General features: G+C 67.2%; 8 protein-coding genes. 6 read left to right on the forward strand and 2 right to left on the reverse strand.

The window, feature by feature from the left end; all coding sequences use genetic code 11:
- Positions 1 to 72 precede the first annotated feature (72 nt).
- The 3 genes from BM436_RS07450 to BM436_RS07460 are packed head-to-tail and all read left to right on the forward strand — an operon-like array spanning position 73 to position 3,254.
- Positions 73 to 1,521 carry a putative porin gene (locus BM436_RS07450; protein WP_093554883.1) on the forward strand — a complete coding sequence of 483 codons (1,449 nt, stop codon included), beginning with the start codon at positions 73 to 75 and terminating at the stop codon, positions 1,519 to 1,521.
- A gap of 11 nt (positions 1,522 to 1,532) precedes the next feature.
- A complete protein-coding gene (locus tag BM436_RS07455; RefSeq protein WP_093554884.1) occupies positions 1,533 to 2,477 on the forward strand; it encodes a metal ABC transporter substrate-binding protein in 945 nt (314 codons plus the stop codon).
- Between the two features lie 12 nt (positions 2,478 to 2,489).
- Entirely contained in the window at positions 2,490 to 3,254 is a 765-nt protein-coding gene (locus tag BM436_RS07460) for a metal ABC transporter permease (RefSeq protein ID WP_093554885.1), read from the forward strand.
- Positions 3,255 to 3,263: 9 nt separating this feature from the next.
- On the opposite strand, the gene BM436_RS07465 is transcribed toward BM436_RS07460, so the two are convergent.
- Positions 3,264 to 4,907 carry a methyl-accepting chemotaxis protein gene (locus BM436_RS07465; RefSeq protein WP_093554886.1) on the reverse strand — a complete coding sequence of 548 codons (1,644 nt, stop codon included), beginning with the start codon at positions 4,905 to 4,907 and terminating at the stop codon, positions 3,264 to 3,266.
- A gap of 237 nt (positions 4,908 to 5,144) precedes the next feature.
- Positions 5,145 to 6,920 (reverse strand): GGDEF domain-containing protein, encoded by a 1,776-nt coding sequence (locus BM436_RS07470; RefSeq protein WP_229489547.1) that lies wholly within the window; start codon positions 6,918 to 6,920, stop codon positions 5,145 to 5,147.
- A 220-nt stretch (positions 6,921 to 7,140) separates the two neighbouring features.
- Between BM436_RS07470 and BM436_RS07475 the strand changes: the two genes are divergently transcribed.
- The 3 genes from BM436_RS07475 (at position 7,141) to BM436_RS07485 (ending at position 12,539) form a co-directional block, all read left to right on the forward strand.
- Entirely contained in the window at positions 7,141 to 7,767 is a 627-nt protein-coding gene (locus BM436_RS07475; RefSeq protein WP_229489555.1) for a methylamine utilization protein, read from the forward strand.
- 7 nt (positions 7,768 to 7,774) lie between these two features.
- Positions 7,775 to 10,249 (forward strand): putative bifunctional diguanylate cyclase/phosphodiesterase, encoded by a 2,475-nt coding sequence (locus tag BM436_RS07480; protein WP_093554889.1) that lies wholly within the window; start codon positions 7,775 to 7,777, stop codon positions 10,247 to 10,249.
- Between the two features lie 118 nt (positions 10,250 to 10,367).
- Complete coding sequence (locus BM436_RS07485) at positions 10,368 to 12,539, forward strand: prolyl oligopeptidase family serine peptidase (protein ID WP_093554890.1); 2,172 nt, start codon at positions 10,368 to 10,370, stop codon at positions 12,537 to 12,539.
- Positions 12,540 to 12,615 lie beyond the last annotated feature (76 nt).

The following is a 12,615-nucleotide window of genomic DNA, read 5'->3' on the forward strand; positions in this document are numbered from 1 at the left end:
GGAACCGTTCCGCCTTTTCCCAGGCGGCGGTTGGCCTATGTCCGGCCCCAATCTCATTGCACAGGAATAGAAATGTTGAACAAGAGCGTAATCGTGGCGGCGCTGGCCGCCGCATTTGCCGCGCCCATGGCGTCGGCGGCGGAAAACAAGGAACTGGCCGAGATCCGCGAGCAGATCCGCCAGATGAAGGAATCGTACGAGTCGCGCATGCTGGCGCTGGAACAGCGCCTGGCCCAGGCGCAGGCCGCCACCGCCGCCGCGCAAGACGAGGCCAGGGCCGCCACCAGCGCTGCCCAAGTGGCCAGCGCCGCCGCCGCCCCTGTCGCCTCCGCGTCCAGCGCGCCGGCGGCCGCGCCGGTCGCCGCGCCGGTCGCCAGCGCCGCCAGCAATATCTTCAACCCGGACATCGCCGTCATCCTCGGCGGCACCCTGCAGAACCTGAAGCAGGACCCTGAACAATACCGCCTGCAAGGCTTCGTGCCGCCCGGCGGCGAGGTCGGTCCCGGCTCGCGCGGCTTCAGCCTGGGCGAATCCGAAATCACCATGCGCGCCAACATCGATCCCAAGTTCTTCGGCCAGCTGACCTTCGCGCTGACGCCGGAGAACGAGGCCGAGGTGGAGGAGGCCTTCATCCAGACCCGCGACCTGGGCAAGGGCCTGAACGTGAAGGCCGGCCGCTTCCTGTCGTCCATCGGCTACCTGAACAGCCAGCACTCGCACACCTGGGACTTCGTCGACGCGCCGCTGGCCTACCAGGCCTTCCTCGGCGGCCAGTACAAGCAGGACGGCGTGCAAGCCAAGTGGCTGGCGCCGCTGGACCAGTTCCTCGAATTCGGCGTGGAAGCGGGCAACGGCGCCAACTTCCCCGGCACCGCGCGCAACAAGAACGGCGGCAATTCCCTCGCCGCCTACGCGCACTTGGGCGACGACATCGGCGACTCGTCCAGCTACCGTGTCGGCGCCTCCTTCCTGCGCAGCCGCTCGCAGGAGCGCGGTTTCGACGACGGCGACATCGCCAACGCCTTCACCGGCAAGACCAGCACCTTCATCGCGGACGCCATCTGGAAATGGGCGCCGAACGGCAACGCCACCGTCACCAACTTCAAGCTGCAGGGCGAATACTTCCGCAGCAAGGACACGGGCACGCTGGACTACGACCTGGCCGGCGCGGACACCGGCCCGCTCGGCGGCGCCTACACGGGCAAGCAGTCCGGCTGGTATGCGCAGGGCGTGTACCAGTTCATGCCGAACTGGCGCGCGGGCCTGCGCCACGAGCGCCTGCGCAGCGGCGCGCGCAACATCGGGCTGGTCGAGGATGGCACGCTGACCGCCGCCAGCTTCCCCATCCTGGAAGGCTACGCCCCGCGCAAGACCAGCCTGATGGTCGATTACAGCCCGTCCGAGTTCTCCCGCCTGCGCCTGCAGTTCGCGCAGGACAAATCGCGTCCCGGCGTGACGGACAACCAGGTCTTCCTGCAATACATCATGAGCCTGGGCACGCACAGCGCCCACGCCTTCTAAGGAGAGCCGCCATGCGTTCAAAGCTCAATTTCAAACTCAATATCAAGCAAAATCTGTTCGTCGCCGTCCTGCTGGCCGCGGCGGCGGCGGTTGCCGCACCGGCGCCCGCGCACGCCGCGCTCAATGTGCTGGCCTGCGAACCCGAATGGGAAGCGCTGACCAGGGAACTGGGTGGCGACAAGGTCAAGGTCTCCAGCGCCACCACGGCGCTGCAGGACCCGCACCGCGTCGAGGCCCGTCCCAGCCTGATCGCGCGCACCCGCAACGCCAACCTGCTGGTGTGCACCGGCCTGGAACTGGAAGTGGGCTGGCTGCCGGTGCTGATACAGCAGTCCGGCAACGGCAAGATCGCCGAAGGCCAGCCCGGCCAGTTCCTGGCCGGTCCGCTGGTGCCGCGTTTGGACGTGCCGGGGCGGGTGGACCGCAGCGAGGGCGACGTCCACGCCGCCGGCAACCCGCACATCCAGCAGAACCCGCGCAACATCGCGCTGGTGGCGGCGGGCCTGTCCAAACGCCTGGCCGAACTGGACCCGGCCAACGCCGCCTATTACGACGCGCGCCAGAAGGACTTCGCGGCGCGCTGGTCGGCCGCCATCGCCAAATGGGAAAAGATGGCCGCGCCGCTGAAGGGCGTGCAGGTCGTCGAGCACCACAAGAACATGGAGTACCTGCTGGGCTGGCTGGGCATGCGCCAGGTGGGCACGCTGGAACCCAAGCCCGGCGTGGAGCCCAGCGCGGCGCACCTGAACGAGTTGCTCGCGTCGCTGCAGCGCCAGCCGGCGAAAATGGTGCTGCGCGCGGCCTACCAGGACGGCCGCGCGTCGCAATGGCTGGCCGAGCGCGCGAAGATCCCGGCGGTGCAGCTGCCGTTCACCGTGGGCGCCGACGACAAGAGCCAGGACCTGTTCGCGTTCTTCGACACCACCGTGCAGCGCCTGCTGGACGCGAACAGATAAGGACGGCGAAGCATGGACAACGGCCTGGACCTCACCATCATCCTGCCCGCCTTCGCGGCGGGCCTGCTGGTGCTGCTCACGCATATTCCGCTGGGCGCGCAAGTGCTCAAGCGGGGCATCGTGTTCATCGATCTCGCGATCGCGCAGATCGCCGCGCTGGGCGTGATCATCGCGGGCGTGGGCGACCTCGATCCGCAAGGCTGGGCGGTGCAGGGCGCGGCGGCGGTGGCCGCCGTGCTGGGCGCGCTGCTGCTGACCTGGACCGAGAAGCGTTGGCCCGAGGTGCAGGAGGCGCAGATCGGCGTGATGTTCATCCTGGCCGCGACGGCCGGCCTGCTGCTGGTGGCGCACGATCCGCACGGCGGCGAGCATTTGCAGGACCTGCTGGCCGGGCAAATCCTGTGGGTGCGCTACAGCCAGCTGCTGCTGCCCGCGCTCGTGACCGGGGCGATCTGCCTGGCGCTGTACCTGCTGCACGGCCGCCTGGGACGGCTGCCGTTCTACCTGCTGTTCGCGCTGGCGGTGACGGCGTCCGTGCAACTGGTGGGCGTGTACCTGGTGTTCACCAGCCTGATCGTGCCGGCGCTGGCGGTGCGCCACTATGCGAAGTGGCGCTTGCCGCTGGCCTATCTGATCGGCGCGGGCGGCTACGCGGCGGGGCTGGTGCTGTCCACCATGTACGACCTGCCGTCAGGCGCGCTGATCGTGTGGTGCCTGACGGTGCTGGCGATGGCGGTCTACGCCTGCGGCCCGAAAGGCCGGCCGGCAAGCGTGTAGCCTGGGCGCCTAGCCGACCTTCCTCAGCGCGGGCAGCGCCTCAGGCGAAGTGTGCGCCGGCGCGTGCTGGCCGGCGCCCGGCCGCAGCGCCAGCACGCGCGCCTCGGCCGGCGCCGCCAGCTTGAACACGCTCACCAATTCCGTCAGCTTGTTGGCCTGCCCCTGCAGCGATTCGGCCGCTGCCGCCGATTGCTCCACCAGCGCGGCGTTCTGCTGCGTCACCGCGTCCATCTCCGTCACCGCCTGGTTGATCTGCTCGATGCCGGCCTCCTGCTCATGGCCGGCGGCGCTGATGTCGCCCATGATGTCGGTCACGCGGCGCACGCTGTCCACGATTTCCCGCATGGTCGCCCCGGCCTGTTCCACCAGCTTGCTGCCCGCGTCGACCCGTTCGACCGACACCCCGATCAACTGCTTGATGTCCTTGGCGGCGCTGGCGCAGCGCTGCGCCAGGTTGCGCACCTCGCTGGCGACGACGGCGAAGCCGCGGCCCTGTTCACCCGCGCGCGCCGCCTCCACCGCGGCGTTCAGCGCCAGGATATTGGTCTGGAAGGCGATGCCGTCGATGACGCCGATGATGTCGACGATGCGCTTGGCCGAATCGTTGATCTCGCCCATGGTGCTCACCACCTCGGACACCACCGCGCCGCCGCGCTGCGCGATGCGGGAAGCCGATTCCGCCAGCTGGTTGGCCTGGCGCGCGTTGTCGCCGTTCTGCTTCACGGTCGAGGTCAGCTCCTCTATCGAGGAGGCGGTTTCCTCCAGCGAGCTGGCCTGCTCCTCGGTGCGGGCCGACAGGTCCAGGTTGCCGGAGGCGATCTGGCTGGAGGCCGTGGCGATGGTTTCCGTGCCTTCGCGCACGTCGCCGACGATCTTGTGCAGGCTGGCGTTCATCTCCTTGAGCGCCTGCAGCAGCTGGCCGGTTTCGTCGGTGGAGCGCACCTCGATCGTGCTGCTCAGGTCGCCCCGCGCCACCGTCTGCGCGATGCGCACCGCCTCGTTCATCGGGCCGGTGATGGCGCGCGTCGTCAGCACCGCGATCGCCATGCTGACCGCCAGCACGCCGGCGCCCAGGGTGAACAGGACCAGGCGCGACGAGTCGTATGCCTGCTGCGCGTCGGCCTTGCTTTTGGCGTTGCCCTTGGCCTGGAATTCCATTATTTCCTGGATCGCCTGCTGCCATGCCGCGACGGTCGGCCGCATCTTGGCCAGCGTCTCCGCGCTCTCGGCGGCATTGCCGGCCAAGCCAAGCTGGCGCACCCGTTCAAACGGCGCGGCCGCGGCGGCGCGCGCGGTGGCGATGCGGGCGAAGATGGCCTTGCCGGTGTCGGTATCCAACCTGGCCTCCAGCCGGCCCGCCGCGGCTTCGTAGTCGGCGAAGGCCTGCTGGAGCACACGCCCTTGCTCCGCCTTCACGTCCGGTTCCGCGTCCAGCACGATGCCGCGCACCGCGATGGCGGCGCGGCGCTGGGCGTCGCGCATGTCGCTGGCGGCCTCGAATTTGACGTTGTTGTCGTCGACGATGTCGACCAGCGCGCCGTTGATGACGGCCATCCTGGCCAGGCTGGTGCCGATCAGCACGGCCATCATCAGCATCACGATGCCGAATCCTATGCCCATGCGGGCCCCGATCTTCAGGTTGTTGAGCTTCATTCTGGTCTTCTCATGCGTCGGCCTCTGCACGGACGTGCCGGTACGGCGCGGACATGGCGCGGCAGAGTGGATCGATAGGGAAACGGCGGGAATCGAGACGGACCGAGTGGAACGCGGGCGGCTCGGTCCGAGCGAGCCAGCTTTACTTGCAAGTTTGTACTCTATACTGAAGAATGCTTATTCGCAATAAGTAGTTGCACTAACTTATGCGCGCCGGCGCGCGGCGCGGCGTCCGGATCAGCCGGCTTGGCGGCGGTCGATGAACAGGCTGTTGCCGTGGATTTTCTTCGCCTGTTTCTTGGCGTCCGTGGCCAGCGCGGCGATCTGGTGGTGGGAGTAATACTGCTGCGGCTCGACCCGGATGGTCCCCAGCGACAGGCTCATCAGCGAGTAAAACACTTTCTTGCCCTGCCGGTCCTCGCTGATGTAGCCGCCGCGTTCGCGGTCCTCCAGGCTGTAGTATTCCAACACGTTGGCGCCGAACTCGTCCAGCACGGCGCGGCAGCGCGCCTCCCAGTCCTCGCTCTGGAACAGGATCATGAAATCGTCGCCGCCGATGTGGCCGATGAAATCGCGGTCCGGGTCGCAGTGGGCGGCCAGCACGCGGCCCGTCATCTGGATGATGTCGTCGCCGCGGCGGTAGCCGTAGACGTCGTTGAAGGGCTTGAAGTGGTCCAGGTCGCAGTAGCACACCCAGAACCGCGCGCCGCTCTCCAGCAAGCGGTCGATGTGCTCGTTGATCGGCACGTTGCCCGGCAGCTGCGTCAGCGGATTGGCGTAGCGCGCCGCGTTGATCTGCATCTGCGTGATCTCGCGCATCAGGTCGTGGCCCGTGCCCATGCCGGCGTAGCGGCCCTGTTCCGTGATGATGAAACCGTTGAACAGGTGGTGCGCGTCCGACGCGGCCATGCGGAACGACAGCTCCTGCAGGCCGGTGCTGATGTCGGCGACCAGCGGCTTGGCGTCCATGAACTGCCGGCAGGACTTGCGCCCGTACAGTTCGCGCTGGTAGGGGCGGGCGAAGTGGTCGATCATCTCGAAGCGGCTGATCAGGCCGAGCGGCACGCCGTCGTCCACCACGGGGATGATCATCAGCTTCGGGTCGCGCATGAAGATGTCGTACACGTCGTTGTTGTTCATGCTCGACGACACCGTCGCCACTTCATGCAGCAACTTCTGGATACTCACGTTGTTCTGCTCCGTGCTGCGCTGCGGGTAGACGGCGACGCCATTGCGGCTGAGCGCCTTGGCCACTTCGGCCGGCAGCGCCTTGGCGGGCGTGCCGTGGGGGCGGCCCAGGTGGTAGCCCTGGCCGTAGGCCACGCCCAGGTCGCGCAGCACCAGCAGTTCGGCCTGCGTCTCGATGCCTTCCGCGATGACCAGCGTGTCCGACTGGTCGGCGATTTCCTGGATCGAGCGCACGAACTGCAGCTTCACCGGGTCCTGGTTGATGCCCTGGATGAAGTGCATGTCGATCTTCACGTACTCGGGGCGCAGCTCGGACCACAGGCGCAGGCTGGAGAAACCCTCGCCCAGGTCGTCGATGGCGATCCTGAAGCCCATGTTGCGGTAATGCATCACCGCCTCGCGCATCAGCTCGTAATCATAGGTCGGCTGGTTCTCGGTCAGTTCGATGATCACGCGCTCGGGGTTGATGCCGATCTGGTGTATGTATTGCAAGGTTTCGCCGCGCGCGCCGTCGCGCTGCAGCAGCAGGCATTCGGGGCTGACGTTGAGGAACAGCTTGCCCGGCAGCGCCAGTTCGGCGAAGCGCTCCAGCACCACGCGGCGGCACAGGTGCTCCACCTCCACCGTCAGGTTGCAGGCGCGCGCGGCCTTGAACAGGTTCAGCGGCGAGTGCAGCGGGCTGTCGGAGGGGCCGCGTATCAGCCCCTCGTAGGCGATGATGGCGCCGCTCTGCAAATGGACGATGGGCTGGAATAGGGCGCTCAACTGGCGGCGGGCGATGATGTCGTGCAGCTGGTTGCGCAGGTTGTCATCGGCGTCGTTCATGGGGGCAGGAACGGGGGCTGGGCGGCGCAGGTAGGCCACGTTATTCACGATAGGAACTTGGTTGGATGGACACACTGTCATCTTAATAGCCAAATGTGACAGCTTAATGAAACGCGTAGTGATCCACGGCAACAAAAACGGGGGAAACTATTTCCGGGAATCCGGAGCCAAGCGCTAGAATAGGGATTCCATGCCCCCGCCAACCACCAAGCCGATGCCCATGTTTATTTGTCCACGTTCCGCCGTTTTTCTGCTGAGCATGCTGGCCAACGCTTGCCACGCCTCCGGGATCGCGGTGCAGGTGGCGGACAGCGCCGGCGTGCCGCTGCAGGACGCGGTGGTGTACGTGGAGGCCGAGCCCGGCCAGAACCTGCCCAAGCCGCTGAGGGCGGGCGAGATCGAGCAGAAGGGCCTGAAGTTCATCCCGCTGGTCTCCGTGGTGCAGACCGGCAGCCGCATCGAATTCCCGAACAACGACAAGGTGCGCCACCACATCTACTCCTTTTCCCCGGCCCACAAGTTCGACCAGAAGCTGTACTCGGGCACCTCGGCCACGCCGCAGGTGTTCGAGAAGGCCGGCGTGGTGGTCCTGGGATGCAACATCCACGACAAGATGGTGGCCTATGTGCGCGTGGTCGACACGCCGTACTACGGCAAGACCGACGCCAGCGGCATGGTGCGCATCGACATGCCGCCGGGCGCGAAGTACACGCTCAGGGCCTGGCACTACAACATGGTGGGCGGCCAGCCGGTGGAACAGGCGCTCGCCGTGAAGCCGGGCGACGCGCTGGGCACGGCGGCCATCCGGCTGGCCATGAAGCCACCCGCCGCGGAAGCCGCGCTGTAGAGGGCCCATGCGCTTCAATCGCCGCTTCAGCTTCCACTTCCGCAGCCTGGAAAGCCGCATCGTCACGCTGTTCCTGCTGCTGATCGTGCTGGTGCAGGTGGTGGGGCTGCTGGTGATCCAGCGCGGCATAGAGAGCAACGCGCGCGCGGCCATCGCCATGGAGTTGAACAACGGCGGCAAGGTGTTCCGCCGCCTGCTGGAGCAGAACGCGCAAAGCCTGCGTTTCGGCGCGCGCCTGCTGGCGCGCGACACCGCCTTCGTGGCCGCCATCGGCAACAACGAGGAGGCGGACCGCGCCACCATCGAATCGGCGCTGGCCAACCACGGCCGCCGCATCAAGGCCTCGGCCTCCATGCTGGTCAGCGCCGAGCGCAAGATCACCGCCACCACCAGCGAGCCGCAATCGGCCGGCCTGTCCGCGCTGGTGCTGGGCATGCTGGACCAGGCCGAGGCCTCGGACGGCGCCAACGGCATCGGCGTCGTCGACCGCTACCCCTACCAGGTGGTGGTGATGCCGGTGAAGGCGCCCATCGTCATCGGCTGGATCGTGATGACCTTCCCGATCGACCGCCAGCTGGCCGAGGAGATGCGCGACGTCAGCGCGCTGCAGACCACCATCGCCACCCGCGACAAGGCCGGCTCCTGGTTGCCGGTGGCCTCCACGCTCGGCGCGCCGCTGGCGGGGGGACTGATGCGGCAGATGGAGGCGCGTCCGCCGGCCTCGCCGGCGGACGGCGCCTTCGAGGCGGAGATCGGCGACACCCGCTACAGCGCGCGCCGCCAGCTGATCGGCGAGGACGCGGGCCAGAACGTCAGCGTGGTGCTGGCGCGCTCGATCGACGAGGCCATCGCCGAATACGCGCGGCTGGAACGCTGGCTGTTGGGCCTGACCATCGCCGGCATCCTGATCTCGGCCGCCGTCAGCATCGTCACCGCCAAGCGCATCGCGCAGCCATTGAGCCAGCTGGCCGGGGTGGCGCGGCGGCTGGAGCGGGGCGACTACAAGGGACAGATCGAATTCAAGCGCGAGGACGAGATCGGCGCGCTGGCGCACGCCTTCGACAGCATGCGCGACGGGATCGCCAAGCGCGAGCAGGAGATCCGCCGGCTGGCGTACTGGGACACGCTGACCAACCTGCCGAACCGCGCCCAGTTCCTGCTGCACTTGAACGATTCGATCGCCGAGTCGCGCAAGCGCGAAGCCTCCGTGTTCGTGCTGATGATGGACCTGGACCGCTTCAAGCACGTGAACGACGTGATGGGCCACAGCTTCGGCGACGCGCTGCTGCGCCAGGTGGCCGCCAGGCTGCAGCTGCGGCTGGCCGAGCGCCGCCACACCTCGGCCCAGGTGGCGCGCCTGGGCGGCGACGAATTCGCCGTGCTGCTGCCGGACGCGGACCTGGAACAGGCGCAGCTGATCGCGCAAGAACTGCTCGACGCGCTGGAGACGCCGCTGTCGCTGGAGGACCAGATGGTGGACATCGGCGCCGGCATGGGCATCGCCGGCTATCCGATGCACGGCGAGGACGGCGAGCAGCTGCTGGGCATGGCCGAGGTGGCGATGTACACGGCCAAGCAGCGCAGCGCCGGCGCGGTGGTGTACCACGCGGCCTTCGACAAGGCCAGCGAGCAAAGCCTGTCGCTGCTGACGGAGCTGCGCAACGCGGTCGAGCGCAACGAGTTCCGGCTGTTCGTGCAGCCCAAGATCATGCTGGGCACCGGCAAGGCGGTGGGCGCGGAGGCGCTGGTGCGCTGGGCGCATCCGGAGCGCGGCAATGTGTTCCCCGACCAGTTCATCCCCTTCGCCGAGCAGACCGGCTTCATCCGCGTGCTGACGCGCTGGGTGATGGAACAGTCGGCCATCCTCGCCCACGAGCTGGCGGCGCGGGGCCTCAACCTGAAAATCTCGGTCAACCTGTCCACGCGCGACCTGATGGACCAGGACCTGCCGGTGAAGTTCGCCGACATCCTCGCCCGCCACCAGCTCGGCCCCTCGGCGTTCTGCCTGGAGATCACCGAGAGCGCCATCATGGACGACCCGGTGCGCGCGCAGCAGACGCTGGAACGCCTGCACGAGATGGGGCTGGACCTGTCGATCGACGATTTCGGCACCGGCTATTCCTCGCTGGCCTACCTGAAGCGCCTGCCGGTGAACGAACTGAAGATCGACAAGTCCTTCGTGCTGAACATGGAGAACGACATCGGCGACACCAAGATCGTGCGCTCGACCATCGACCTGGGCCACAACATGGGCCTGCGCGTGGTGGCCGAGGGCATCGAGAGCGAGGCCGTGTGGCGGCTGCTGATGCGCATGGGCTGCGACCAGGGGCAGGGCTATTTCATGAGCCGCCCGATCCCCGCCGACCAGCTGGCGGCCTGGCTGGAGAACTGGCGTCCGCCCATCGCCATGCCGGGCGACGCGGCGGTCGAGCCATACCCCGCGCCGGCGCCGGCCGCGCGGGGCGCGGCGCACGCCGAATAAAACGCGACGCGGCCGCCTCGGTAACATTTCTTATTCGGTATTACTCACGCTATCATCGACCGCTGCGCGGCGCAGTCCGCGCATTCGACGAACATTGAATGGACGAGACCGACCCTCTATGCAACCACGACGCGCTTCCCTGATATTCGCCCTGGCCGCCGCCTTCGGCGGTTCCGCTTTCGCCCAGTCCTGCCCGGGCAACGGTTCCGCCATCAGCTACCCCGTGACCAGGAAGGTCGAGCAGACGGACACCTACCACGGCACCGCCATCGCCGATCCGTACCGCTGGCTGGAGGACGCCAACAGCGCCGAAACCAAGGAGTGGGTCGACGCGCAGAACAAGGTCACCCAGGGCTACCTGGCGCAGATTCCGGCGCGCGAGGCGATCAGGCAGCGCCTGACCAAGCTGTGGAACTTCGAGCGCTACAGCGTGCCGTACAAGGAAGGCGGCCGTTACTTCTACAGCCGCAACGACGGCCTGCAAAACCAGGCCGTGCTCTACACCATGAAGACGCTGGCCGACACGCCGCGCGTGCTGCTGGACCCGAACACCCTGGCCGCCGACGGCACCGTGGCGCTGGCCGGCAGCGCCGTCAGCCCGGACGGCAAATACCTGGCCTACAGCACCGCCGCCTCCGGCTCCGACTGGAACGAGATCAAGGTGCGCGGCATCGACAGCGGCAAGGACACCACGGACCACATCAAGTGGGTGAAGTTCTCCAGCACCGCCTGGGCGGCCGACGGTTCCGGCTTCTATTACAGCCGCTACGACGAGCCGAACGAGGCCACCAAGCTGGCCGGCATCAACTACTTCCAGAAGCTGTACTTCCACAAACTGGGCACGCCGCAAAGCGCGGACACGCTGGTCTACGACCGTCCCGACCAGAAGGAATGGGGCTTCGGCGGCGAGGTCACGGACGACGGCCGCTACCTCGTCATCACCTCCTCGCAGGGCACGGAGCGCAAGTCGCGCGTGTTCTACAAGGACTTGAAGGCCAAGGACGCGAAGGTGGTGGGCCTGCTGGAGAACTTCGACGCGGCCTATGAATTCATCGACAACGAGGGGCCGGTGTTCTACTTCCGCACCGACAAGGGCGCGCCGAAGTCGCGCATCATCGCCATCGACGTGCGCAAGCCCGCGCCGGAGCAGTGGAAGGAAGTGATTCCGGAAGGCGAGCAGACGCTGGTCTCGGCCAACATCATCAACAAGCAGCTGGTGGTGGACTACCTGAGCGACGCGCACAGCGCGGTCAAGGTGTTCGACATGAAAGGGCGCTTCGTGCGCGAGGTGGAACTGCCCGGCATCGGCTCGGCCGGCGGCTTCGGCGGCAAACGCGGCGACACCGCTACCTTCTACGCCTACACCAGCTTCACCAATCCCACCACCATCTACCGCCTGGATATGAAGAGCGGCAAGAGCAGCGTGTACCGCCAGCCCAAGGTGGACTTCGACCCCAGCCAGTTCGAGACGCGCCAGGTCTTCTACAACAGCAAGGACGGCACCAGGGTGCCGATGTTCATCGTCTCCAAGAAGGGCATCAAGCTCGATGGCGGCAATCCAACCTACCTGTACGGCTACGGCGGCTTCAACATCTCGCTGACGCCGTCGTTCTCCGTGGCCAACCTGGCCTGGGTGGAAATGGGCGGCGTGTACGTGATGGCCAACCTGCGCGGCGGCGGCGAATACGGCGAAGCCTGGCACAAGGCCGGCACCAAGCTCCAAAAGCAGAACGTGTTCGACGACTTCATCGGCGCGGCCGAGTGGCTGGTGGCGAACAAGGTCACGTCGCCGGCCAAGCTGTCCATCGGCGGCGGCAGCAACGGCGGCCTGCTGGTGGGCGCGGCGATGACGCAGCGTCCGGACCTGTTCGCGGCGGCGATACCCGCCGTGGGTGTGCTGGACATGCTGCGCTTCCAGAAATTCACCATTGGTTGGGCGTGGACCTCGGACTACGGCTCGTCCGACGATCCGGAGGAATTCAAGGCGCTGGTCAAGTACTCGCCGCTGCACAACCTGAAGCAGGGCTCCTGCTACCCGGCCACCATGGTCACCACGGCCGACCATGACGACCGCGTGGTGCCGGCGCACAGCTTCAAGTTCGCCGCCGCAGCGCAGGCCGCGCAGGCCGGCGCCAATCCGATCCTGATCCGCATCGACACCAAGGCCGGCCACGGCGCGGGCAAGCCGACCACCAAGCAGATCGAGGAAGTGTCCGACCGCTGGGGTTTCCTGAGCCGCGCGCTGGGCATGCAGGTGCCGGGCGCCGCCGGCGCCAGCAGCGGTATGTAGGGCGGGGTAGCCGGCTTTGCCGGCGTAGCCCGCCATGCGCCGTCGAATCGCGTGCACGGCGGGTTGCGACTTGCCC

It is taken from the genome of Pseudoduganella namucuonensis (assembly GCF_900116645.1).
Classification (GTDB): domain Bacteria; phylum Pseudomonadota; class Gammaproteobacteria; order Burkholderiales; family Burkholderiaceae_D; genus Rugamonas; species Rugamonas namucuonensis.

Bases quoted from the DNA above. Each gene is read 5' to 3' on its own strand.
- BM436_RS07450 (WP_093554883.1), top strand. From the start codon at position 73: ATGTTGAACAAGAGCGTAATCGTGGCGGCGCTGGCCGCCGCATTTGCC.
- BM436_RS07455 (WP_093554884.1), top strand. From the start codon at position 1,533: ATGCGTTCAAAGCTCAATTTCAAACTCAATATCAAGCAAAATCTGTTC.
- BM436_RS07460 (WP_093554885.1), top strand. From the start codon at position 2,490: ATGGACAACGGCCTGGACCTCACCATCATCCTGCCCGCCTTCGCGGCG.
- BM436_RS07465 (WP_093554886.1), bottom strand. From the start codon at position 4,907: ATGAAGCTCAACAACCTGAAGATCGGGGCCCGCATGGGCATAGGATTC.
- BM436_RS07470 (WP_229489547.1), bottom strand. From the start codon at position 6,920: ATGAACGACGCCGATGACAACCTGCGCAACCAGCTGCACGACATCATC.
- BM436_RS07475 (WP_229489555.1), top strand. From the start codon at position 7,141: ATGTTTATTTGTCCACGTTCCGCCGTTTTTCTGCTGAGCATGCTGGCC.
- BM436_RS07480 (WP_093554889.1), top strand. From the start codon at position 7,775: ATGCGCTTCAATCGCCGCTTCAGCTTCCACTTCCGCAGCCTGGAAAGC.
- BM436_RS07485 (WP_093554890.1), top strand. From the start codon at position 10,368: ATGCAACCACGACGCGCTTCCCTGATATTCGCCCTGGCCGCCGCCTTC.